Annotated in this window: 20 protein-coding genes; 6 read left to right on the top strand and 14 right to left on the bottom strand. The window is 72.3% G+C overall.

The features are described from left to right. Positions 1 to 44 precede the first annotated feature (44 nt). Positions 45 to 647, bottom strand: coding sequence for a TetR/AcrR family transcriptional regulator C-terminal domain-containing protein (locus ACWXWW_RS06745; protein WP_455969410.1), 603 nt, complete (start codon positions 645 to 647; stop codon positions 45 to 47). Positions 648 to 833: 186 nt separating this feature from the next. Here ACWXWW_RS06745 and ACWXWW_RS06740 point away from each other — a divergent pair, with 186 nt between their 5' ends. Together ACWXWW_RS06740 and ACWXWW_RS06735 are read left to right on the top strand one after the other, a co-directional pair. Further along, positions 834 to 2075: an MFS transporter gene (locus ACWXWW_RS06740; protein ID WP_455969409.1), complete on the top strand. Its 1242-nt coding sequence runs from the start codon at positions 834 to 836 to the stop codon at positions 2073 to 2075. Beyond that, a complete protein-coding gene (locus ACWXWW_RS06735; protein ID WP_455969408.1) occupies positions 2075 to 3673 on the top strand; it encodes an amidohydrolase in 1599 nt (532 codons plus the stop codon). The genes ACWXWW_RS06740 and ACWXWW_RS06735 overlap by 1 nt, the downstream gene beginning before the upstream one ends. A 163-nt stretch (positions 3674 to 3836) precedes the next feature. On the opposite strand, the gene ACWXWW_RS06730 is transcribed toward ACWXWW_RS06735, so the two are convergent. After that, positions 3837 to 4448 carry a TetR/AcrR family transcriptional regulator gene (locus tag ACWXWW_RS06730; protein WP_455969407.1) on the bottom strand — a complete coding sequence of 204 codons (612 nt, stop codon included), beginning with the start codon at positions 4446 to 4448 and terminating at the stop codon, positions 3837 to 3839. Positions 4449 to 4512: 64 nt separating this feature from the next. Here ACWXWW_RS06730 and ACWXWW_RS06725 point away from each other — a divergent pair, with 64 nt between their 5' ends. Both ACWXWW_RS06725 and ACWXWW_RS06720 read left to right on the top strand, forming a co-directional pair. Beyond that, complete coding sequence (locus ACWXWW_RS06725; RefSeq protein ID WP_455969406.1) at positions 4513 to 5550, top strand: agmatine deiminase family protein; 1038 nt, start codon at positions 4513 to 4515, stop codon at positions 5548 to 5550. Then, a complete protein-coding gene (locus tag ACWXWW_RS06720; protein WP_455969405.1) occupies positions 5550 to 7250 on the top strand; it encodes an amidase in 1701 nt (566 codons plus the stop codon). The genes ACWXWW_RS06725 and ACWXWW_RS06720 overlap by 1 nt, the downstream gene beginning before the upstream one ends. A gap of 110 nt (positions 7251 to 7360) precedes the next feature. Here ACWXWW_RS06720 and ACWXWW_RS06715 read toward each other — a convergent pair whose 3' ends face one another. Genes ACWXWW_RS06715 through gabT form a run of 6 tightly spaced genes read right to left on the bottom strand, consistent with a single transcriptional unit; the run spans position 7361 to position 15407 of the window. Beyond that, on the bottom strand, positions 7361 to 8722 hold the full coding sequence (locus ACWXWW_RS06715; protein ID WP_324014074.1) for an NAD-dependent succinate-semialdehyde dehydrogenase: 1362 nt from the start codon (positions 8720 to 8722) through the stop codon (positions 7361 to 7363). A gap of 19 nt (positions 8723 to 8741) precedes the next feature. Continuing rightward, complete coding sequence (locus ACWXWW_RS06710) at positions 8742 to 10208, bottom strand: NAD-dependent succinate-semialdehyde dehydrogenase (protein WP_271173663.1); 1467 nt, start codon at positions 10206 to 10208, stop codon at positions 8742 to 8744. Between the two features lie 37 nt (positions 10209 to 10245). Further along, on the bottom strand, positions 10246 to 11793 hold the full coding sequence (locus tag ACWXWW_RS06705; RefSeq protein WP_455969404.1) for an APC family permease: 1548 nt from the start codon (positions 11791 to 11793) through the stop codon (positions 10246 to 10248). Positions 11794 to 11797: 4 nt separating this feature from the next. Then, positions 11798 to 12673 (bottom strand): universal stress protein, encoded by an 876-nt coding sequence (locus ACWXWW_RS06700; RefSeq protein ID WP_421075399.1) that lies wholly within the window; start codon positions 12671 to 12673, stop codon positions 11798 to 11800. Next, a complete protein-coding gene (locus ACWXWW_RS06695; protein ID WP_455969403.1) occupies positions 12670 to 14028 on the bottom strand; it encodes a flavin monoamine oxidase family protein in 1359 nt (452 codons plus the stop codon). Before ACWXWW_RS06695 ends, ACWXWW_RS06700 begins: the two co-directional genes overlap by 4 nt. A 26-nt stretch (positions 14029 to 14054) precedes the next feature. Beyond that, complete coding sequence (gabT, locus tag ACWXWW_RS06690) at positions 14055 to 15407, bottom strand: 4-aminobutyrate--2-oxoglutarate transaminase (RefSeq protein WP_455969402.1); 1353 nt, start codon at positions 15405 to 15407, stop codon at positions 14055 to 14057. Positions 15408 to 15491: 84 nt separating this feature from the next. Here gabT and ACWXWW_RS06685 point away from each other — a divergent pair, with 84 nt between their 5' ends. Beyond that, on the top strand, positions 15492 to 16994 hold the full coding sequence (locus ACWXWW_RS06685) for a PucR family transcriptional regulator (protein WP_455969401.1): 1503 nt from the start codon (positions 15492 to 15494) through the stop codon (positions 16992 to 16994). A gap of 27 nt (positions 16995 to 17021) precedes the next feature. Further along, entirely contained in the window at positions 17022 to 17201 is a 180-nt protein-coding gene (locus ACWXWW_RS06680) for a hypothetical protein (RefSeq protein WP_421075395.1), read from the top strand. Positions 17202 to 17230: 29 nt separating this feature from the next. On the opposite strand, the gene ACWXWW_RS06675 is transcribed toward ACWXWW_RS06680, so the two are convergent. The 6 genes from ACWXWW_RS06675 to ACWXWW_RS06650 form a co-directional block, all read right to left on the bottom strand. Then, positions 17231 to 18190, bottom strand: a complete 960-nt coding sequence (locus ACWXWW_RS06675) for a sugar kinase (RefSeq protein ID WP_455969400.1) — start codon at positions 18188 to 18190, stop codon at positions 17231 to 17233. Continuing rightward, the gene (locus ACWXWW_RS06670; protein ID WP_455969399.1) at positions 18187 to 18837 is read right to left on the bottom strand and encodes a bifunctional 4-hydroxy-2-oxoglutarate aldolase/2-dehydro-3-deoxy-phosphogluconate aldolase; all 651 of its coding nucleotides are present in this window, start codon (positions 18835 to 18837) and stop codon (positions 18187 to 18189) included. Before ACWXWW_RS06670 ends, ACWXWW_RS06675 begins: the two co-directional genes overlap by 4 nt. Continuing rightward, complete coding sequence (gene manD, locus ACWXWW_RS06665) at positions 18827 to 20068, bottom strand: D-mannonate dehydratase ManD (protein WP_455969398.1); 1242 nt, start codon at positions 20066 to 20068, stop codon at positions 18827 to 18829. The genes ACWXWW_RS06670 and manD overlap by 11 nt, the downstream gene beginning before the upstream one ends. 31 nt (positions 20069 to 20099) lie before the next feature. Next, positions 20100 to 21491 (bottom strand): MFS transporter, encoded by a 1392-nt coding sequence (locus tag ACWXWW_RS06660; RefSeq protein WP_455969397.1) that lies wholly within the window; start codon positions 21489 to 21491, stop codon positions 20100 to 20102. A 70-nt stretch (positions 21492 to 21561) separates the two neighbouring features. Further along, positions 21562 to 22566: an L-idonate 5-dehydrogenase gene (locus tag ACWXWW_RS06655; RefSeq protein ID WP_455969396.1), complete on the bottom strand. Its 1005-nt coding sequence runs from the start codon at positions 22564 to 22566 to the stop codon at positions 21562 to 21564. Next, positions 22563 to 24053: a mannitol dehydrogenase family protein gene (locus ACWXWW_RS06650; protein ID WP_455969395.1), complete on the bottom strand. Its 1491-nt coding sequence runs from the start codon at positions 24051 to 24053 to the stop codon at positions 22563 to 22565. Before ACWXWW_RS06650 ends, ACWXWW_RS06655 begins: the two co-directional genes overlap by 4 nt. Between the last annotated feature and the right edge of the window lie 93 nt (positions 24054 to 24146).

Genomic DNA, 24146 nt, shown 5'->3' with positions numbered 1-24146 from the left:
GACGGCCGGGCGCGTCGCGCCGATCAGCGCGGCAGGCGCGCGGGTCAGCGCGGCAGGCGCGCGCGCAGGGAGTCGATGAGGATGGCGGCGCCGAGCTCGAAGGACCGCGCGGCGCGCGCCTCCCCGCGCACGCCGCCTTCGAGAAGGCGCCCGAGGGTGCGGGTCTCGCGCTCGGGGCGCCAGACCTCGTCGGGCGACGCGAGGTCGAGGCCGAAGCCGATCGCGAAGGCGTCGATCACGGCGATGATCGTGAGGACCTCGTCCTCGGGGAAGCCCGCCTCCACGAGCACGGTCGCGAGGTCGTCGTACGACGCGATGAGGTCGGGGTTCGTGATCGTCCGGTCGACGAGCAGCGGGACGAGAGCCGGGTAGTCGGCGTACATGCGGCGCTGGGCGCGCAGCACCTCGAGCACGTAGTCGTCCCACGGCACGCCCTGCGGCTGCACGCGGTACGACGCGATGAGGCGCCCCCGCATGAGCTCGAGGATCGCGTCGGCGCCGTCGGCGTGGTTGTAGAGCGACGACGGCCGCACGCCGAGGCTGCGCGCGATCGCGTTGACGCCGAACGGCTCCCCCGCCCGGGCCAGGGCGAGCCCCGCGTCGCCGATGATCTCGGGCGACAGCAGCGGTGTGGACGGCCTGGCCATGCGCTCCCCTCTCCGCCGATCGGAGCATGATCGCCGCCCGGGGGTTTCGCGCGGCGTCTCTTCCCTGCATAATAACGAACATCGTTCGTTGACGAACACCATTCGTTAAACGGCCGAGCCGCACCACCCGATGCCGGCCCGCACATCCGCTTCCGCGCACAGCGCCGTGCCCCCTCTGGAGTTCCCATGTCAACCATCGACCTGACGAGCCGCGTGCCCCTGCGGCTCCCCACCGCGACCGCGACATTCGCGATCGGCATCGCCGGCTACCTCGGCGTCAACCTCTCGCCGTACATGATCACGGCGGCCCAGTCGGGGCTCGGCATGGACGTCCTCGCGGCGAGCTGGCTCGTCACCGCGACGCTCCTGCTGACCGCCGTGACCGGCCTCGCCATCGCCCCGCTCTGCGCGGGAGCGCACCGGCGCACCGTCGCCCGCGGCGGACTCGCCCTCGGACTCCTCGGCTTCGGCGCAGCCGCCGTCGCGCCGGCCCTCATCCTGCCGGGGCTCCTCGCCTGCGGCGTCGGCGCGGGCGGCGCGGTCGCCGCATCGGGGGCCGCTCTCGCGGCGTTCCGCAACCCCGATCGCGTCGCGGGCTTCAACGGGCTCGCCAACCGCGCCGTCATCACCATCGTGCTCGCCGTGCTCCCCCTCATCGGGCTCGCGCCGATCGACGTGTTCGGCGCGCTCGCGCTCTTCTGCCTCATCGGGCTCGCGGTGTCGCTCTGGCTGCCGGCCGCGCCCGTGCTCGAGCCGCACGCCGGCGCCGCCGTCGCGGAGGCCATGCCGATCGAGATCCCGCCCACCGGCATGGTGCGCACCTCGGTGCCGCGCTCGCGCACCGTCACGATCGCCGGCTTCGCCCTGCTCGTCACGTTCGCGCTCTGGGCCGCGAGCGAGGACTCGCTGTGGGCGATGGCGGGAGTCATGGGCGCCGAGCAGGCGGGTCTCACGCCCGAGGGCCTCGGCATCGCGCTCAGCGGAGCGACGGCGGGCGGGCTCCTCGGCTCGATCCTCCTCATGATCGTCGGCGACCGCCTCGGCCGCGCCGTGCCGCTCGCGACCCTGCTGCTCGCGGGCGCCGCCCTCAAGTTCGCCGAGGGCTTCATGGCCGACCAGACCGCGTTCATCGTCGTCTTCATCGCGTGGAACACGATCTACGCGATCGCCTTCATGTACTTCGTCTCGACCTCGGCGGCCCTCGACGCGGACGGCCGCTGGTCGGGCCCGCTCCTCGCGGTCTACCTCGTCGGCTCGGCGCTCACGCCCGTGATCGGCGCGGCCCTCGTCGGCGCGCTCGGATACCAGGGCTTCACGACCGCCCTCTCCATCGCGAGCGTCGTGCTCGCCGTCCCCGCGGGCGCGATCGCGCTCCTGTCCACGCGGCTCGAGCGAGCCGCACGCACCGCCATCCCGGAGAACGCCTGATGACCCGCACCCTCTACCGCAGCGCCCGCATCTTCACCGCCGACGAGCCCGCCTGGGCCGAGGCGCTCGTCGTCGACGGCGACACGCTCGCGTACGTCGGCGACGCCAGCGGAGCGCCCGCCGCGGATGCGACGGTCGACCTCGGCGGCCGCCTCGTCCTGCCCGGATTCACCGACGCGCACACCCACCTGCTCATGACGGGCGAGGCGCTCGGGCAGGTCGGTCTGACCGACGCCCGCACGCTCGACGAGATCCAGAGCCGGCTCCGCGACGCGCGCCCGGGTGCCGACGGCGTGCTGCGCGGGCGCGGGTGGCTCTTCGACGCGATCCCCGGCGGGGCGCCGACCGCCGCGATGATCGACGAGGCCGTCGCCGACATCCCCGTGTACCTCGACGCGAACGACTACCACTCGTGCTGGGTCAACACCGCGGCGCTCGCCGAGCTCGGCATCACGCGGGACACGCCCGATCCCATCGGCGGCCGCATCGAGCGCGACGCCGACGGCGAGCCGACCGGACTGCTCTACGAGACCGCGGCCGTGCAGTACGCGTGGGCGCATCGCGATGCGACGGCGACCGACGCGCAGCGCGACGCCGCGGTGGAGCGCGTGATCGGGGCGTACCTCGCGACCGGCGTCACCGGGGTCGTCGACATGGCGTTCGACGACTTCGGGCTCGAGGCGTTCCGACGCGCGGCTGAGCGGCGCGGCGGCACGCTGCCGATCCGCGTGGCCGCCCACTGGTTCGTGACGAACACGGGCGACGATGCGGAGAACGTCGCGCAGGTCGCCCGCGCCGCCGGGCTCGCTGCCGCGACGGCGTCGCCGTGGCTCCGGGTCATCGGCATCAAGCTCATCCTCGACGGCACGATCGACGCGTGCACGGCGGCCATGGGCCATCCGTACGCCGACGGCACGAACGCCGAGCCGATCTGGCCGGCCGAGCGGCTCGGGCCCGTGGTCGATGCGGCGGATGCCGCGGGACTGCAGATCGCCATGCACGCGATCGGCGACCGCGCGAGCACGATGGCACTCGACGCGATCGAGCACGCGATCGCCGCGAACGGGGAGCGTCCGCGACGCCACCGCATCGAGCATCTCGAGTACGCGGCGCCCGGCACGGCCGAGCGGATGGCGCGCCTCGGCGTCACGGCGTCGATGCAGCCGGTTCACGCGGATCCCGCCATCTTCGCCAACTGGGCGGCTCAGCTCGACGACGAGCGGGTCGAGCGCGCCTTCGCCTGGCCCGAGTACGAGGACGCGGGTGCCCTCCTCGCCTTCTCGACCGACGCGCCGACGGCGCCGCACGCGTCGCTCGCGAACATGTACGTCGCCACGACGCGCGCGTCGGCGCTCGACACGTCGGTGCCGGCCGCGCACCCGCAGTTCGCGCTGCCGCTCGACCGCTCGATCGTCCACGCGACGCGCGACACGGCGGCGTCGATCGGCGACGGCGGATGGCGCGGGCGCCTCGTGCCGGGAGCCGCGGCCGACTTCGCGGTGCTCGACACGGACCCGTTCGCCGCCGGGCCGGAGGCACTGCTCTCCGCGCGCGTCGTCACGACCGTCGTCGCGGGCCGCGTCGCATACGAGGCCTGACCCACCACCCCTTTGCATGTCTCACTCGCCGTGGGATACGCCTCGGCATTCCCGCGACGAGTGAGACATGCATGCCTTCGGGTGAGACATGCATGCGTGCGAGCGGGACGCGCGGGGTTGCGAGCGGGACGCGCGGGGTTGCGAGCGGGACGCGCGGTGTCGGTCAGCGGACGCCGAGCATGGCCTCGGCGGCGCGCAGCAGCAGCTCGGCGCGCTCTGCCGCGCCGCCCCACCGCACGAGGGCCTGCGCGTTGAGGCCGTCGATCATCCCCAGCAGCTGCCAGGCCGCGGCCGACGGGTCTTCGACGCGGAACGACCCGTCGGCCGCTCCCTCCTCGATCACCTCGCGCAGCAGGCGGGCCCACGCGTCCATCTGCTCGCGCACCGCGGCGGCGAGCGGATCGCTGCGGCGTCCGAGCGCCCACGCCTCGACCCACACCGCCGTGACGTCGTCGCGCGTCCCGCTGAGGAGGGTCTCGATGAGGGCGCGCAGCGCATCCCGCGGGGCCTCCCCCGCGACGAGCTGAGCGACCTCGGCGAGCTCGTCGCCCACGATGCCGGCGAAGGTCGTCGCGACGAGCTCCTCCATGGCCGGTGCGTAGTGCGCGACGAGCGCAGGAGTCACGGATGCCCGGGCGGCGATCGCGCGGAGCGTCACGGCATGCAGCCCATCGGCCAGGGCGATCGCGCGCGCCGCCGCGGCGATCTCGGCGCGGCGCTCAGCGGGAGCGCGGCGCGGCGCACGTCGGCGAGGGGGCGCCGCTTCGCTTGACATGTCCCTCACCCTAGCGTCAGAATCAAGTTATTGATCACGCGATCAATATACGAGAGGATCGATGATGACCTGGCGGATGCCCGCAGAGACGGATCGGCACGAGCGCACCTGGATGGCGTTCCCCCGAGAGGGATTCACCCTCGGCGACACCGACGCCGAGCGCGAGGCCGGCTACACGGCGTGGAGCGCGGTCGCGCACGCCGTCGCCGAGTTCGAGCCCGTCACGATGGTCGTCGACCCGAGCGAGGTCGCGCGCGCCCGGCGGATGCTCTCGTCGCACATCGAGCTCCTCGAGGCGCCCCTCGACGAGTTCTGGATGCGCGACGTCGGCCCGACCTTCGTCGTCGACGACACGCGCCCGGGCGATCTCGGCGCCGTCGACTGGACCTTCAACGGCTGGGGCGCGCCCGCGTGGGCGGAGTGGCGCCTGTCGGCGCAGCTCGGACGCATCGTGGGCCGCGCCGCGGGCGCGGAGATCGTCAGCTCGGCGCTCGTGAACGAGGGCGGCGGCATCCACGTCGACGGCGAGGGCACCGTGCTCGCGACGGAGACCGTGCAGCTCGACCCGTGTCGCAACCCGTACGCCGACAAGGAGCGCGTCGAGGCCGAGTTCGCCCGCACGATCGGTGCGGCGAAGGTCGTCTGGCTGCCGCGCGGACTCACGCGCGACTACGACGAGTTCGGCACGAACGGCCACGTCGACATCGTCGCGACGCTGACCTCCCCCGGCGTCCTCCTGCTCCACGATCAGCGCGACCCCGACCATCCCGACCACGCCGTGACGCGCGAGCTGCGCGCGCATCTCGCCCAGCAGACCGATGCGGCGGGCCGCGCCTTCGAGATCGTCGACCTGCCCGCGCCCGCGACGCTGCGCGACGATGAGGGCTTCGTCGACTGGAGCTACGTCAACCACCTCGTCGTGAACGACGGGGTCATCGCGTGCGGATTCGGCGAGGACGAGGCGGATGGCCGCGCGCGCGACATCCTCGCGGAGGTCTACCCGGGCCGCACCGTCAAGACGGTCGACGCCCGCGAGATCTTCGCGCGCGGCGGCGGCATCCACTGCATCACGCAGCAGCAGCCGTCGGTGGGGGCGCTCTGATGATCGACGTGCTCGAGGCGTCCATCGCCGACCTCCAGCAGGCGCTCGCGCAGGGCCGCACGACCGCGGTCGAGCTCGTCGAGGCCTACCTCGCCCGCATCGACGCCTTCGACGCCCCCGGCACCGCGACCGCGCTCAATGCGGTCGTCGTGCGGAACCCCGACGCCCGCGACGAGGCACGCGCGTCCGACGCCCGCCGCGCGGCCGGCCGCCTCCTCGGTCCGCTGGACGGCATCCCGTACACGGCCAAGGACAGCTACCTCGTGAAGGGCCTCACGGCCGCGTCGGGCAGCCCGGCCTTCGCCGATCTCGTCGCCCAGCGCGACGCGTTCACGATCGAGCGGCTGCGCGCATCCGGCGCGATCTGCCTCGGTCTCACGAACATGCCCCCGATGGCCAACGGCGGCATGCAGCGCGGCCTCTACGGCCGCGCCGAGAGCCCGTACAGCGCCGAGTACCTCACATCGGCGTTCGGGTCGGGCTCGTCGAACGGGTCGGGCACGGCGACCGCCGCGAGCTTCGCGGCGTTCGGCCTCGGCGAGGAGACGTGGTCGAGCGGGCGCGCGCCCGCGTCGTGCAACGCCCTGTGCGCGTACACGCCCTCGCGCGGCGTCATCTCGGTGCGCGGCAACTGGCCGCTCGTGCCGACCATGGACGTCGTCGTGCCGCACACGCGCACGATGGCCGACCTGCTCGCGGTGCTCGACGTCGTGGTCGCCGACGACCCCGAGACGCGCGGCGACTTCTGGCGCGTGCAGCCCTGGGTGCGGATCCCCGCGGCGTCCGCCATCCGCCCCGCCTCCTACCCGGCCCTCGCCGACGGCGCCTCGCTGCGGGGCAAGCGCCTCGGCGTGCCGCGCATGTACATCAACGCCGATCCCGACGCCGGCACCTCAGACGACCCCGGCATCGGCGGCCCCACCGGGCGCCGCATCAGCACGCGCGAGTCCGTCATGGAGCTGTGGCGGGCCGCGCGCGCCGACCTCGAGGCGGCCGGAGCGACCGTCGTGGAGGTGGACTTCCCGCTCGTGTCGAACTACGAGGGCGACCGGCCCGGTGCGCCGAAGATCACGACGCGCAGGCTCGTCACGCCCGAGTACCTCCACCGCGAGATCGTCGACCTGTCCGCGTGGGCATGGGACGACTTCCTGCGCGCGAACGGAGATCCGGCCATCCCGTCGCTCGACGTGGTCGACGGCGCGCAGATCTTCCCGCATCCCGCGGGCGCGCTGCCCGACCGCTACACGGGCTTCGACGACGACATCGCGTCGTACCCCGCGCACGTCCGCGAGCACCCCGTGGCGGCGATGACGGACATCCCCGAGCTTGAGAGCGGCGTGCGCGGCCTCGAGGAGACCCGCCGCGTCGACCTCGAGCAGTGGATGGACGACAACGGGCTCGACGCCGTCGTCTTCCCCGCGATGGCCGACGTCGGCCGCGCGGACATGGACGTGAACCCGGAGTCGGCCGACCTCGGCTGGCGCAACGGCGTGTGGGTCGCGAACGGCAACCTCGCCATCCGCCACTTCGGCGTGCCGACCGTGACCGTTCCGATGGGCACGATGTCGGACATCGGGATGCCCGTGGGCCTCACCTTCGCCGGCCGCGCCTACGACGACGCGGCGCTCATCGCGCTCGGCGCCGCGTTCGAGGCGACGGGCGCGCGCCGCACGATGCCGCCGCGGACGCCCGCGCTCTGACGCGGCGCCGACGCGCGAGAGCCCCGGATGGCCGTGGTGGCCATCCGGGGCTCTCGCGTTGGCGGCGGGCTGGCGGCAGCCGCGGGGCGGATCCGCCCGCCCGACCCGGCTCAGCCCACCCGGATGAGCTTCTTGTTGACGAACTCATCGGCCGCGAGGAGGCCGAGCTCACGCGAGGTGCCGCTGCGCTTGACGCCGCCGAAGGGCAGCTCGGGGCTGTCGGCGAGCACGATGTTGACGTACACCATGCCGGCCTCGATGCGGTCGGCTACGCGCTGCGCCTGCTCGGCGTCGGTCGTGAAGACGTACGACCCGAGGCCGAACGGGGTGTCGTTCGCGAGACGCACGGCCTCGTCCTCGTCGGCGACGCGGTACACGACGCCCGCGGGGCCGAACAGCTCCTCGCGGTAGACGTCCATCTCGGGCGTCACGTCGGTGAGCACGGTGCCGGGGAAGTACGCGCCGTCGCGCTTGCCGCCCACGACGAGCCGCGCGCCCTGCTCGACCGCGCGGTCGATCTGCTCCTGCAGGCGCTCCGCGGCGGCGAGCGACGAGAGCGGCCCGAGGACCGTGTCCTCCTCGAGCGGGTGGCCAACCTTCGCGGCCTCCATGGCCGAGGAGAACTTCGACAGGAACTCGTCGTACAGGCCGTCGACGACGATGAACCGCTTGGCGCCGTTGCACGCCTGGCCGTTGTTGTCGAGGCGCGCGTCGACGGCGGCCTGCACGACCGCGTCGAGGTCGTCGGCCGAGAGCACGATGAACGGGTCCGACCCGCCGAGCTCGAGAGCCACCTTCTTGAGGTGCTGGCCCGCGAGCGCGGCGACGGCGGAGCCCGCGCGCTCCGAGCCGGTCACCGAGACGCCCTGGACGCGCGGGTCGGCGATGATCGTCGCCGCCTGCTCGTTCGTCGCGTACACGTTGACGTAGGCCCCCTCGGGCAGGCCCGCGTCGCGGAAGATCTCCTCGAGCGCGGCCGCCGACTCGGGGCACTGGGGGGCGTGCTTGAGGATGATCGCGTTCCCGATCACGAGGTTCGGGCCCGCGAACCGCGCGACCTGGTAGGTCGGGAAGTTCCACGGCATGATCCCGAACAGCACGCCGAGCGGGGCGCGGCGGATGACCGCGCTCCCCTCGCCCAGGATGTCGATCGGCTGGTCGCGCGTGATCGCCTCGGCGTTGTCGGCGTAGTACTCGATGATGTCGGCCGAGAAGTCGACCTCGCCGAGCGCGGCCTCGAGCGGCTTGCCCATCTCGCGCACGATCGTCGCGGCGAGGGCGTCGCGGCGCTCGCGGTGCAGGGCGGCGGCACGGCGGACGGCCGCGGCGCGGTCGGCGACGGAGAGCGCGGCCCAGGCGCGGGCTCCCTCGCTCGCGCGCGCGATCGCGTCCTGGATCTGCGCGTCCGTGAAGGTGTCGTACTCGGCGACGGTCTCGCCCGTTGCGGGATCGACGACGGCGTAGTCGCTCATGATGTTCCTCTCGTGGCGGTCAGTCGTTGGGGATGAGGGTGTACTTCGTCGACAGGTACTCGTGGATGCCCTCGAGCCCGCCCTCGCGTCCGACGCCGGACTGCTTGACGCCGCCGAACGGAGCGGCCGCGTTCGAGACGACGCCGGCGTTGAGACCCATCATGCCGGTCTCGAGGCGGTCGATCATCCGGTGGCCGCGGGCGAGGTCCTGCGTGTAGACGTACGACACGAGGCCGTACTCGGTGTCGTTCGCGAGGCGGACCGCCTCGTCCTCGTCGGCAAAGGTCGCGATCGCGAGGACGGGTCCGAAGATCTCCTCGCGCAGGATGGCGCTGCCTGCGGTGACTCCGGTGAGGACCGTGGGCGCGTAGAACGTCCCGGGGCCGTCGAGCTTCTCGCCGCCCGTGAGCACCGTGGCGCCGCGGTCGGTCGCGTCCGTCACGAGCTCGTCGGCCTTCGCGACCGCGTCGGCGTCGATGAGCGGGCCGATGGCCACGCCGTCCTCGGTGCCGCGGCCGATCCGCATCGCCTGGACGCGCTCGGTGACCTTGGCCGCGAAGGCGTCGGCGATGGACTCGTGCACGATGAAGCGGTTGGCCGCGGTGCACGCCTGCCCGATGTTGCGGAACTTCGCCGCGAGGGCGCCCTCCACGGCCTTGTCGAGATCGGCGTCCTCGAAGACGACGAACGGCGCGTTGCCGCCGAGCTCCATCGAGACGCGCAGCACGCCCTCGGCGGCCTGCGCGATGAGCTGGCGGCCGACCTCGGTCGAACCCGTGAACGACAGCTTGCGCAGACGCGGGTCGGAGATGATGGGCGCCGAGACGCGACGCGACGACGCCGACGTGACGACGTTCACGACGCCCGCGGGCACGCCGGCCTCGACGAGGAGCTGCGTGAAGAACAGCGTCGTGAGGGGCGTGAGCTGCGGGGGCTTGATGACGACCGTGCAGCCGGCGGCGAGCGCGGGCGCGATCTTGCGCGTGGCCATCGCGAACGGGAAGTTCCACGGGGTGATGAAGAACGAGGGGCCCACGGGGCGCTGCGACACGACCATCCGGCCGGTGCCCTCCGGGTTCAGGCCGTAGCGGCCCGTGATCCGCACCGCCTCCTCGCTGAACCAGCGCAGGAACTCGCCGCCGTAGACGACCTCGCCGCGCGCCTCCGCGAGCGGCTTGCCCATCTCGAGCGTCATGAGGAGGGCGATGTCCTCCTTGCGCTCCTGCACGAGCTCCCAGGCGCGGCGCAGGATGTCGCTGCGCGTGCGGGGCGCGGTGGCCGCCCAGGCGTCCTGCGCGGCGACCGCGGCGTCGAGGGCGCGGGTGCCGTCCTCGGCGGTCGCGTCCGCGACGCGGGCGATCACCTCGTTCGTCGAGGGGTCGTGGACGTCGAAGGTCGCGCCCTCGGGGGCGTCGACCCACTCGCCGCCGATGAACAGACGGGTCGGCACCGAGGCCAGCAGGGCGCTCTCGCGGTCGTTCGTCATGTCGGTTCCTTCCGGGTGGATGGTCGGTGAGGTCGGTTCAGCGGCGGGTGCCGCGGAGGCTGGGCGGTGCATCCATGGTCAGCACGCTGCCGCGGAAGAACGCGGGCTCGCGCGCCGCCTGCCACAGCATCAGCGCGATGCCGATGACGATGACGGCGATGCCGAGGATGAAGACGAGGCCGATGCCGCCGATCTGCGAGCCGCTTCCGTAGGCCGGGTCCATCGTGTCGATGAGGGTCGTCACGAAGAGGATGGCCAGGATGATCCCGCCGACGAGCGGGAACAGCAGCATGAAGAAGACGTTGCGCACCGAGTCGAACCACTGCCGGCGGAAGTACCAGACGCACGCGAATGCGGTCAGCCCGTAGTAGAAGCAGATGAGCATGCCGAGCGCGAGGATCGTGTCCCACAGGGTGTTCTCGCTCACGAAGCGCATGACGGCGTAGAACACGCTCGTCACGATCGCCGCGACGATCGTCGAGTATCCGGGACTGAAGAACCGCGGGTGCACGGAGCCGAACTTCTTGGGGAGCGCTCCGTAGTGGCCCATGGCGAGCATCGTGCGGGTGGGCGACGCGAACGTGGCCTGCAGCGACGACGCCGAGCTCGTGAGCACCGCGAGCGAGACGAGGAAGCCCAGCGAGCCCATGATCGGGTTCGACAGCGCGAAGAACACGTTCTCCTGGATGTCGGGGTTGCCGAGGCCGAGCTCGCCGTCGCCGACGCCCGCGAACATCACCATGCCGATGCCGAGGATGAGGTACAGGAACACGACAACGAGCACGACGACGGTGGCGGCGCGGCCCGGGGTCTTCTCGGGGTTCTTCGTCTCCTCGTTCATGGTGAGGACGAGGTCCCATCCCCAGAAGATGAAGATCGACAGCGACAGGCCGGCGACGGCCGCGCTGAACGAGGGGACGGCAAACGGGTTGAACCAGTTCGGGTCGAACGGCGTCGGGTCGAACGCGTCACCCGACGCGGCGCGCGTGATCGCCGTGATCGCGAACACCACGAGCACGACGACCTGGAAGCCCACGAGCACGTACTGGAGGCGCTGCGACGTCTGCAGGTCGCGGTACGACACCCACGTCGCCGCGAGCACGAACAGCAGGCATACGCCCACGTTGATGAACGGGTTCCGCGTCAGCTCCGCGATCTCGGCGTTGCCCGCGACCTGGCTGATCAGGAGGAAGAGGAAGTCGACCGCGATGCCCGCGAGGTTCGACAGGACGAGGATGGTCGCGGCGATCAGGCCCCACCCGGCCATCCAGCCGATCCACGGACCGAAGGCGCGCGTCGCCCACGTGAACGAGGTGCCCGAGTCGGGCATGACGCGGTTGAGCTCGCGGTAGCCGAAGGCGACGAGGAGCATCGGGATGAAGCCCACGATGATGATCGCGGGCACCTGCGTGCCGACCTCGGACGCGGTCGGGCCGATCGCGGCCGTGAACGTGTAGGCGGGCGCCACGGTGGAGACACCGAGGACGACAGCGCCGATCAGCCCGAGCGTCCCGGCGCTCAGGCCCTTGCTCGAGATGCCGGTGGTGACGGGATCAGACACGACGGTGTGCGGGTTCTGGCTCATGCGCTCAGGATTCTTCAGGCGCGCGGGTGCGCGAGACGACGATCATCGGGACGGGCAGCTCGTGCAGCATCTTCGCCGCGGTCGAGCCGAGGAACAGGAAGCGGGGGCGTGCGAGACGGCTCGAGCCGACGAACACGACCTCGCCCGGCTGCCAGGCGAGGCGGGTGACGGCGTCCTCGATCGAGTCGCCCTCGGCGACGACGACGTCGACGGGCACATCGGCCGGGAGCTCAGCGCGCGCGGCCTCGAGAACGGTGTCGGCGTGCGAGGCGCCGACGACGCGGATGGCGGACGTCTGCACGCCCGCGGGGAGGTCCACGGTGACGAGCGAGACGAGACGCAGGGGCACGCGAGCGGCCGCGGCGAGCGCCGCGGCATCCTCGAGGAGGACGTCGGCGCCCGGGCGCGTGCCGATCGCCACCGTCACGCGGTCGAGCGGCGCCGTCACGTCGACGGAGCCCGCCGGCGCGAGGACGACGGGGATGTCGGACGAGTGCAGCAGTTCGTTCGCCACGGACCCGAGGCGGTGGCGGCCGCGGAGGCCGCCGTCGGCAGCGCCGACGACGATGTGCGACGCGCGGAACTCGCGCGCGGCGGCGAGGAGGCCCTCCCCGAAGGACTCGGCCGTGCGCACGTGCGCACGGTGGTCGAGGCCTTCGGGGAGCGAGGCGGCCGCGTCGCGCAGCCACTCGCGCGCCTGCGCGCGGACGTACTCGTCGTAGGACGCGTCGGGCGGCGTCAGGGCGTTGCGGCCCTCGGCCGGCAGCACCATGACGATCTCGACGCTCGCGCCGGTCGCGGCGGCGAGACGGCCCGCGAGCGCGACGGCATCCGCGCCCGCGGGGGTGGCGGTGTAGCCGACGACCAGCGCCGCGGTCATGAGCGGGACCGCTCGATGATGTCGGCGGCGGCGAGGCGGCCCATGCGGATCGCTCCGTCCACGTGCTGGTAGCCGAGACCCGCGAGGTCGCTGCAGGCGAAGTGGATCGGGCCGACGGGCGCCGACTGGTCCTTGCCGTAGCGGTGCAGGCCGCCGAGGTCGAAGCTCGCCGCGTACGCGCCGCGCGTCCACTCCTCGGAGCCCCAGTCGCTCTCGTAGTACACGACGGGGTTCTTCGCCTCGGGACCGTAGTAGTGCGAGATCGACTCGAGGATGCGCTCCTTGCGCTCCTCGGCCGAGAGCTCGAACACGCCGTCGGCGTTCTTGTCGGACACGAAGCCCACGAGGGTGCCGCGCTCGTCGCCGTGGTTGGTGTTGTCGTACGCCTCGTGGCACAGCTCGTACGGGCTGAAGGCGGTCGCCGAGAGCCCCTGCTCGCGCCAGAACGGCCGGTCGTAGACGGCGTGCACCTTGATGACGAAGCCCATCGACAGGTGCTGGTGCAGCTGGTGCTGGCGGCGCGGGAGCGCGGGCACGAACGAGATGCGGTCGTAGAGGACCGGCGCGTGCGCGAGGATCGCGTACTTGGCGCGGACGGTGATGCCGTCGGCCTCCGCGATCACGCCGTCGGCGCCCCACCGGAGCGTGCGGACGGGCGCGTTCAGGTGCACGTCGTCGCCGAGGCGCTCGGCGAGCAGCTGCGGCACCTGCTGCAGGCCGCCCACGACGCGCTTGTCGAGGATGAAGTCGGCGTCGACGAGGTTCGAGAAGCTCCCGGCGCTCGCAGCCATGTGCAGGGCCTGCAGAGCCGAGAACGCGTGGGCGGGCTTGGTGAGCATCGCGCCCGCGATGAAGAGCGCGATGTTGTCGCGCGCCTCCTGGTCGTCGGTCTCGCCCGCGAGCCAGCCCTCGAACGAGATCGTGTCGAGCGCCTCGGCGTCGGGGTGCTCCCACGGGCGCGCGGGGTCGATCTCGGCCGTCAGGCGGTCGAGCTTCTCGATGAGCTCGACCATGACCTTCTCGGTCTCGGGCGCCACGGGGAAGATCTCGCCCGTGAAGCGGGTGAGCTTGCCGTCGGCGTCGACGTAGACGCTCTCGCCCTCGCGATAGCGGCTGTAGGTCTCGAGACCGAGCTCGGCGATCGTCTCCTTGAGCGCGTCCTGGTCGGGCGACACCCACTGGCCGCCGATCTCGAGCATCGCCCCGTCGACGACGTCGGTCCACAGCCGGCCGCCGACGCGGTCGCGCGCCTCGAGCACGGCGACCGACAGACCGGCCTTCTTCAGCTCGTTCGCCGCCGTCGTGCCGGCCGCTCCCGCGCCCACGATGACGACGTCGCGTGTGATCTCCGTCATGTCGTTCTCCTTCTTCCGGTCGTCCGTCAGGCTGCGGCCAGCGCGTCGGCGACGACGCCGAGACCCTCGGCGAGCAGCGCGTCGTCGATCGAGAGCGGGGGCAGGAAGCGGATGACGTTGCCGTAGGTTCCGCAGGTCAGGACGATGACGCCCTGCGCGATGGCCGCCTTCGCCACCGCGGCGGTGAGCGCCGCGTCGGGCTCGCCCGTCTCGGCGTTCACGAACTCGACTGCGATCATCGCGCCCAGGCCGCGGACGTCGCCGATGCGCGCGTCGCTCGCCTGCAGCTCGGTGAAGCGGCCCTTGATGAGGTCGCCGATCTCCCGTGCGCGGGAGATGAGGTCGTCGTTCTCGAACACGTCGATCGCCGCGAGCGCGGCTGCGCACGCGATGGGGTTGCCGCCGTAGGTGCCGCCGAGGCCGCCCGCGTGCGAGGCGTCCATGATCTCGGCGCGTCCCGTGACGGCGGCCAGCGGCAGGCCGGCCGCGATGCCCTTGGCGGTCGTGATGAGGTCGGGGACGATGCCGAAGTGCTCGCTCGCGAACATCGCGCCCGTGCGGCCGAAGCCGGTCTGCACCTCGTCGGCGATGAAGACGACGCCGTTCGAGCGGCACCAGTCGACGATCGCGGGGAGGAATCCGTCGGCCGGGACGATGAAGCCGCCCTCGCCCTGGATGGGCTCGATGATGACGGCCGCGAGGTTGTCGGCGCCGATCTGCTTCTCGATCTGCGAGATCGCGCGCTTCGCCGCCTCGGCGCCGGACAGGCCGTCGCGGTAGGGGTACGACAGCGGGGCGCGGTACACCTCGGGCGCGAACGGGCCGAAGCCGCTCTTGTAGGGCATCGACTTCGCGGTGAGCGCCATCGTGAGGTTCGTGCGGCCGTGGTAGCCGTGGTCGAACGCGACGACGGCCTGGCGCCCCGTGTGCTTGCGCGCGATCTTGACCGCGTTCTCGACGGCCTCGGCGCCGGAGTTGAACAGCGCGGACTTCTTCGCGTGGTCGCCCGGGGTGAGGCGGTTGAGCGCCTCGGCGACAGCGACGTACGACTCGTACGGCGAGACCATGAAGCAGGTGTGCGTGAAGGCGGCGACCTGGGCCTGCACGGCCTCGACGACCTTGGGGTGCGCGTTGCCCACCGTCGTCACGGCGATGCCGGAGCCGAGGTCGATGAGCGAGTTGCCGTCGGCGTCGACGACGACGCCGCCGCCGGCCGCGACGGCCGAGATGGGCGCGGTGTGGCCGACGCCCGCGGCGACCGCATCGGCCTTGCGCGCGAGCAGCTCCTGCGAGCGCGGGCCGGGGATCGAGGTGACGAGGCGGCGCTCCTGAGGCAGGGCCGGGCCGCCCACAGCGGTGGCGAGGGTAGAGGTGGTCATGCCGCGAGCGTACGACCGGGCCCGAAGCTACTGCATTCGCCGTGCGGTACAGAATCGATGCATTCGCTATACGCTCTGTACACGATGTCTCAGCCCGCACCATCCGCCCCCACGCTCCGCGCCCTGCTCTCGCGCGGCGACCTCGCCCTGCGCGTCGCGTCCGCGTCGCACGGAGCGCTCGAGCAGCCCATCCGCTGGGTGCACAGCTCGGATCTGGCGGACCCGACGCCCTTCCTCGCGGAGGAGATGGTGCTCCTCACGACCGGGACGCAGTTCTCCGGAGACGACGCCGCGCAGTACGAGGAGTACGTCCGCCGGCTCGCGCATCGAGGCGTCGTCGCGCTCGGGTTCGGAACCGAGGTCGCCCGCACCGGCATCCCCGAAGCGCTCTCGGCCGCGTGCGAGGCGCACGGCGTGCCGCTGTTCGAGGTGCCCTACCGCACGCCCTTCATCGCGGTCGCGCGCGCGGTCGCCGAGGCGATCGCCGCGGGAGCGTACGCTCGGCGCACCTGGGCGCTGTCGGCGCAGCGGGCGGTCGCCCTCGCCGCCCTGCGGCGGGATGGCCTCGGCTCGGCGATCTCCGAGCTCTCCCGGCAGCTGGGCGCGTGGGCGGGACTGTTCGACTCCGCGGCGGCCCCCGTGCGCGCGTCTGCGCCGCTCGAGCCCGCGCTGGCCGAGCGTGTGCAGCAGGAGTGCGAGACGATGCTCGCGCGCGGGGCGAGCGCTGCCGCGGTGATCCGCGTCGGCGGTCGCTCGTTCACGCTCCAGACGCTCGGACCGGGCGGCACGCTGCGAGGCGTGCTCGTCATCGGGGCCGAGGCTCTCGACGAGGAGGCCCGCAGCGTCGTCACGGCGGTCGTCGCGATGACGGGGTTCGCGCTCGAGCAGAACGAGGCCCTCGCGCGTGCCCGCGGCACGCTCCGCGCCGGCGTCGTGCGGGCGCTCCTGACGGGCGACACCGCGCTCGCGGGCGAGATCGGCGACGCCGCGTGGGGCGGACTGCCGACCGACCCTGTTGTCGTCGCGGTCACCGATGAAGCACCGGATGCCCTCGCCGCGTTCCTCGAACTGCGCGCGGGCCGCGAGCAGGGGAGCTTCTTCTTCGGGAGCGACCCCGAGGGCGGCATCGCTCTCGTCCACACGGCGGATGCCCCGCTCGCGCTCGACGAGCTCGCCGAGCGCTTCGACGTCGCGGTCGGCGTGTCGGAGCCGGGGCCCCTCGCGTCCTTCGCGGCGTCGCTCGACGAGGCGCGCATCGCGCGCGACCGAGGCGAGGGCGTCACGCGCTTCGCCGATGTCGCATCCGCCGGAGTGCTGAGCACCCTCTCCCCCGAGGCCGCGAACGTGGCGCGCACAGTTTTGTCCCCCATCGTGCGGCATGACGACGTGCACGGCACCGCCATCCTCGACACGCTGCGGATCTGGCTCCTGCACGATGCGCGCTACGACGACGCCGCGCGGGTGCTCGGCGTGCACCGTCACACCGTGCGCACCCGCATCCGCCTCGCCGAGCGGCTGCTCGAGCGCGACCTCCAGTCGTTCGCGGCGCGCGCCGAGATCTGGGTCGCGCTCCTCGCGGCGCGCTGACGCTAGGGTGGCGGGATGCTGAGGCGGATGTCGACCACGCGCCTGGCCGCGCTCTCGCTCGTCCTGCTCGCGGTCGGCATCGCGCTCGTCGTCGCGGCGGGCGGTCCGCCGCGCCTGCTGGGCGCCGTGCTCGCGCTCGTCGGGCTCGCCGGCCTCATCACGCTCGCGCTGCGGCTCATCGAGCGCCTGGGCTCACGCGGGGACTGAGCGGGCCGCGTGGGCCCGCGGGGCCGGGTTCACCGTGCGACCGGGTCCGCTCCGGATGCGCCGAAGCGCTCGATCTCGCGCAGGGTCGGCCCCGCCTCCCAGTCACCAGGTGTCGTGCACGCGAGCCCGCCGCAGACGTTGGCCCTGGCCAGCCGCGCGGCGGCGTCCATCCCCGCGAGCAACGCGCTGAGGTAGCCCGCGACGAAGGCGTCTCCGGCCCCGACCGTGTCGACGACGTCGACCGCGTGCCCGGGTGCCTCGACGCGGCCCGCGGGAGAGAGCAGGGTCGCGCCATCCGCGCCGCGCTTGACGACCACCTCGCCGACACCCGAGGAGAGGAGTCGGGTCGCGGCGTTCTCCGCATCGCCCTCCGGAGCGAGGAGCACGAGCTCGTCCTCGCCGCCGAAGACGAGGTCTGCGCGCTCGGCGACCGAACGCAGGATCGGTCCCGCCGCCTCGGCCGGCGCGAGGGCCGATCGGTAGTTCACGTCGAAGGACACCGTCGCGCCGGCATCCCGCGCACGGTCGATCGCGGACAGGAGGGCCGCCCGCGCCGTGTCGGAGATCAGGGCGGTGATGCCCGACACGTGCAGGAGCGCTGCGTCCTCGATCCATCCCGCGGGGAGGTCGGCGGGCTCCAGGCGGGATCCGGCGGATCCCGCGCGGTAGTAGCGCACGACGGTCGAGGTCGACGACGGCCGCTCCTTGACCATGAGCCCCGTGGGCGCCCCTCCGTCCACGACGGCGCGCACGTCCACGCCCTCCGCGCGGATCTCCCGGACGACGCGCTCGCCGAACGCGTCGTCGCCGACGCGCCCGAGCCACGACGCGTCGACGCCGAGACGACGCAGCCCGATCGCGACGTTGCTCTCCGCGCCGCCGATGCCGCAGGACAGATCGGAGAGATGGCGCAGCGAGCCCAGCTCGCGCGTGCGCAGGAGCGCCATGGTCTCCCCCAGCGTCACCACGCGCGGCGTCCGCTCGGTCATCGGGGGCCCTCCGCGCACACGGCGGCGAAGGCCTCCGCCCGCGCGCGCAGAGCGCCGAGGTCCCCGCCGCGCAGCGCGTCGCCGAGGAGCGGGCCGCCCACGCTCACCGCGACGGCGCCCGCGCGCAGCCACGCGGCCGCGCCCTCGAGGTCGATCCCGCCGGACGGCACCACCTGGATGTCGGGGAACGGCCCGCGGAGGTCCTTGACGTATCCCGCGCCCACCAGCCCGGCGGGGAAGACCTTCACGGCCGACGCCCCCGCGGACCAGGAGCTCTCGAGCTCGGTCGGGGTGAGGCCGCCGGGAACGAACGGGATCCTGGCGTGCGCCGCCTCCTCCAGGAGAGCGCGCGACGTTATCGGCGTGACGATGTAGTCGGCGCCCGCGTCCGCGGCCCGCCGCAGCTGCTCGCAGTCGACGACCGTGCCGACGCCGAGATCGGCGACGGCTCCGTAGCGCTCGCGCAGGGCCGGCAGCCGCTCGATCGTGCCCGGGGTCGTGAGCGTGAGCTCGACGCTGCGGACGCCCGCGTCGAGGAGCACGTCCAGCACGCGGTCGTAGTCCTCGGCCGCCGCCGCGCGCATCACGACGACGAGGCGCGCCGCTGCGGTGCGCGACGGCAGGGCGATCCGCTGCTCACCAGTCATGGACGGTCCCGTCGGTCAGGCGGTTCACGGGCAGATACGCCTTCGTGTACGCGAAGGCCGAGGCCGCCTCCTCATCGAGCTCGACGCCCAGCCCGGGTGTCTCGCCCGGGTGCAGGAAGCCGCTGTCGAGCGTGAACGACGTCTGGAAGACCTCGAGCGTCTCGGCGTTGTGCGGCATGTACTCCTGGATCCCGAAGTTGTGGATGGCGAGGTCCAGGTGGAGCGCCGCGGCCATCCCGACGGGCGAGATGTCGGTGGGGCCGTGGATGCCCGAGCGGATGCCGTAGATCGCCGCGAAGTCGAGCAGCTTCTTCATCGCGGTGACCCCGCCGGTGTGCGTGACGGCCGATCGCACGTAGTCGATCAGACGCTCCGTGATGAGTGTCTGGTAGTCGTGCACGGAGTTGAACACCTCGCCGATCGCGAGCGGCGTCGTCGAGTGCTGGCGGACGAGGCGCAGGGCCGTCTGGTCCTCCCCCGGCGTGCAGTCCTCGAGCCAGAAGAGCTTGTACGGCTCGATGTCCTTCGCGAATCGCGCGGCCTCGATCGGCGACATCCGGTGATGGCCGTCGTGGAGGATCCGCAGCCCGGAACCGAAGTCGGAGCGGATGCGCTCGAAGACCCCCGGCATGTGCGCAAGGTAGGCGGCGGTGTCCCACGACTCCTCGGTCGGAGCCGACGCCGCCGTCCCGTCCGCCGCGCGCTTGGCGGGCTCGTAGTCGTAGCGGACGCCCGGCCCCGAGGTGGAGACGCCGTAGATCTGCCCGAGGCCCGGCACGCCCGTCTGCACGCGGACCGCCGTGAAGCCGAGCTCCTGGTACCCCGTGATCGCGTTCGCGAGCGCCTCGTAGTCCGTGCCCGAGGCGTGCGCATACACGCGCACGCCCGTGCGGCTCGCGCCGCCGAGAAGCTGGTACAGGGGCATGCCGGCCTTCTTGGCCTTGATGTCCCAGAGGGCCATGTCGACCGCGGCGATCGCCGCCATGGTGACCGGCCCCCGGCGCCAGTACGGCCCGCGGTACAGGTACTGCCACGTGTCCTCGATGCGATCCTCGTCGCGTCCGATCAGCGTCGACGCGACGTGCTCGCTCAGGTACGACGCGACCGAGAGCTCCCGCCCGTTGAGGGTCGCGTCGCCCCACCCCACGACGCCGTCGCTCGTCGTGATCTTCAGGGTGACGAAGTTCCGGCCGGGGCTGGTGATGATGACGTCGGCTCGTTCGATGCTCACGAGGATTTCCTTTCAGGGCGTTCGGCGGCGGTCAGATCGCGTCGCGCGGATCAGTGAGGTCGCGACCGGCGACCTCGGGCATCCAGATCGACGCGATGAGGGCGCAGAGCGTGAAGAAGACGAGCATCACGATGATCGGGATGAACGATCCGGTCGCGGCGGAGACCCACGCCGCCGCGATCACGGGGCCCGCTCCGGTCGCGGCGATCGCCGCGATCTCGCGCGCCATCGCCGTGTACGTGTAGCGATTGCGGGCGCCGAAGATCTCGGGCAGCGTGAGGTTCTCGAGCGACGCGAAGCTCATCACGGCGAGGTTGTGCAGCACGACGTACCCGATGAACACGAGCGCGGTGTCCTTGCTGCTGATCATGAGCATCGTCGGGACGATGACGATGAGCGCGACGACGGCCCACACCATGTACATGCGCTTGCGGCCGAAGCGGTCGCCGAGCCAGCCCGAGAGCGGCACGGTGACGAAGGCGACGAGCGACGACACGATGACGGCGTTCACGCCGATGGAGCGGTCGAGCAGGAGCACGACCGTGATGTAGCTGATCAGGTAGGTCTGGATCATGCCGGAGTTGCCGGCCTGGCCGAAGCGCAGGAGCAGGGCGATGACGAACGCCTTGATCGGCTTGCGGTTCATCGCCTCGAGCGTGCGGATGTCGCCGGTCTCGGTCGCGAGCTTGATCGTCTCCTGCTTCGACAGCGCCTGTCCGTCGACGACGTCCTCGCGCTCCTCGAAGACCGGGCTCTCCTTGAGGTTGAAGCGCACCCAGACGGCGAAGAGCATGATCACGACGCTGCCGATGAAGGGGATGCGCCACGCCCATTCGATGACCTGCTGCTCGTTGAACGCGACGAGCAGCACGGCCCAGATCGCCGACGCGAGCAGCGTGCCGCAGTTCGTGCCGAGCGCGACGAGCGACGCGATGATGCCGCGGCGCTTCGCCGGCGCGTACTCCGCGAGCATGACGCCGGCTCCGGAGATCTCGGCGCCCGCGCCGAAGCCCTGCGCGATGCGGAGCACGACGAGAAGGATGGGCGCGAGGATGCCGACCTGCGAGTACGTGGGCAGCACGCCGATGAGCGTGGTCGCGAGGCCCATCAGCAGGATCGTGTAGAAGAGGACCTTCGTCCGCCCGGTCTTGTCGCCCAGACGCGCGAAGAAGAAGGCGCCGACGGGGCGGGCGACATAGCCGACGCCGTAGGTGGCCATCGCGGCGACGACGGCCATCGCGGGGTCCTCGTCCGAGAAGAACAGGTCGGCGAAGACGAGGGCCGCCGCGAGCGAGTAGAGCTGGTAGTCCATGAACTCCAGCGCCGTGCCGAGCCAGCCGGAGATGGCGGCTCGCACGAGGTCGCGGATCGATCGCTTCGCTGCGGGATCGTGGACGTCGGTCATGCGCTGTGCATCTGACATTCGGGTACTCCTTTGCACCGTTTGGTCGGACGGATGTCGGGGGTGGCTTCGGGTGGGATGCGCCGTCGCGTCAGAGCGACAGCAGGACCTTCGCAGAGGCGGATGAATCGCGAGCGGTCGCGAAGGCGGAGACGGCGTCCGCCGCGGGGACGACGTGCGTGATCACGGCGTCGAGTCGATCGTCTGCAGCGAGCATCTCGATCGCCTCGTCGATCTCGTCGGAGAACCGGAACGCGCCGCGCAGGGTGAGCTCCTTCGCCAGGGCGGGAGCGAGGTTCACCTCGATGAGCGCATCGGGCAGCATCCCGACCTGGACGACGGTGCCCGCGCGCTTCGCGGCCCGCATCGCCTGGCTGAGCGAGACGGGCGCGCCCGAGCACTCGAACACCACGTCGAACGACTCGTCTGCGACGACGTCACGGCCCACGAGGAGCAGCTCACGTGCGCCGAGCGCCTCGGCGCGCGCGAGCGGCTCCTCGCGGAGGTCGCCGGCCGCGACCGCCTCGGCGCCGGCGCGCACTGCCGCCGCCACGACGAGGAGGCCGATCGGCCCCGCGCCGGTCACGAGGACGCGCTTGCCCGCGAGGTCGCCGGCGATCCGGACGGCGTGGAGCGCGACGGCAAGCGGCTCGGCGAGCGCGCCGCGCTCGAGGGGCACGCCGTCCGGAAGCGGCCGGACCATGTGCTGCTCGACGACGAGGTACTCCGCGGCCCCGCCCTGCCGATGCGGCATGGTGGCAGCGCTGCCGAGGTAGTCGCCGCCGGGGCGCAGGTGCGGGCGCTCCTCGAGGCCCGGGGCATCCGGCCCGAACCGCGCAGGGTGAACCGTAACCGGCGTCCCCGCGGCGAGCCGGCCCTCCGGATCGAGATCGACCTCGGCCGACAGCTCATGCCCCGGTGTCAGGGGCTGCCGGATCGCGTACTCGCCGTTCGCCCCGTGGAAGTAGTAATGGAGGTCGGATCCGCAGATGCCCACGTACCGGACGCGGAGCCGGACCTGCCCGGCGCCGGGCTGCGGCACATCCGCCTCCTCCCAGCGGATGTCCTCGCGGGCGCGGATCGCCAGTCGCTTCATCGGCTCTTCTCCTTGATCTGCGCGGACGCGGAGACCGCGTCTCGGATGGCGGCGTCCACGCCGTGCTCGGTGATCGCCTGCAGGAGTTCACCCACGCGCGCGATGAACGCGTCCTGCTCGGCGAGCTCCCCGCCGAACAGGTGCAGCTCGCCGATGGCGCGACGCGCCACCTCCCGCACGTCGCGGGCACCGGCCGCGACCTCCGCGAGCCGCTCGCGCGCGGCATCCTTCATGGCGCGAGCCTGCGGTCCGGGATCGAAATGCGGCAGCGGCGTGAGGCAGGCGAGGTAGCCGGCGACGGTGAGCGCGATCAGATGGGGAACCGCCCCGCTCTCCAGGGCGAGCACGGCCGGGGCGGGGATGCGCTGGCGGAGCTTGACCGAGCCGTCCGTGCCGACCTGGGCGGTCCGGTGGCCGAGCGCGCTGTTGCCCCAGCGCTCGAAGAGCTGCTCCTCGTAGGCGACGAGGTCGACTCCGGTCGGGGCGACGATCGACGGCTCGTACTCCTCGCGGAGGACGGCCCGCGCTGCGGCCTCGATCTCGGCGTCGGCGATCGCCTCCGAGATCGTGTCGATCCCGCGCAGGGCGCCGAGGTAGGCGATGAGCGAGTGCGTGCCGTTGAGGAGCCGGACCTTGAGGTCCTCGTATCGGCCGACTTCGTCGGTGAACACGGCGCCTCCCGCCTCCCACGCGGGTCGGCCGGCGGCGAACCTGTCCTCGATGGCCCACATCGTGAACGGCTCGGCCGGGACCGGGACCTCATCCCACGCGCCCAGGCGCGCGGCGACCTCGTGCCTCAGCGCGTCCGTGGTCGCCGGGACGATCCGGTCGACCATGCTCGAGGGGAACGCGACCGCGCGGTCGAGGAAGGCGAGCGCCTCCGCGCCCTCCCGCGCGGGGATCGCCGTCAGGAACTCGCGGACGAGACGCTCGGTGTGCGCTCCGTTCGACGCGAGGTTGTCGCAGCTGAGCACGGTGAGGGGCGTGCCGTCGATCGCCCGTTGCTGCAGGCCGCGTGCCAGCTGTCCGATGGTCGTTCGCGGCAGGTCGCCGCGGAGGTCTGCCGAGATCGCGGGGCCGTCGAGATCGAGGTGCCCCGTGGAGGGCGAGTAGCTGTACCCGTTCTCGGTGACGGTGAGCGTGACGACGCGCATGGCCGGGTCGGCGATGTGCGAGACGACGCGCTCGGGCTCCTCCGCCCCGACGAAGACGTCGGTGTGGACGTCCGGTGTGCTGAGCGACATCCCCTGCGGCGAGATCTCCGCGACCGTGTACCGGAGATCCTGCGCGCGCATGGCATCGACGATCGACCGCGAGCGGGAGGCGACCCCGACGACGCCCCAGTCGCCGCCCTCCGCGGCGATCGCCGCCGCGGTGTAGACGGCCTGGTGGGCGCGGTGGAAGTTGCCCAGCCCGAGATGGAGCACGCCCGCGGGCCGCACCATCCGCGACCCCCCGCGTCCGAAGCGGGGTCCGACGGCGGTCATGCCGCGCTCCTGCGGCGCCGGGGGACGGCGAGATCCTCTTCGATCGACATGAGAGCCATCCTGCAGGGTTTGTACAAACTTGTCAACTGCTTT

It is taken from the genome of Microbacterium sp. KNMS, assembly GCF_053851835.1.
This window is presented reverse-complemented; position numbering and strand designations above follow the sequence as displayed.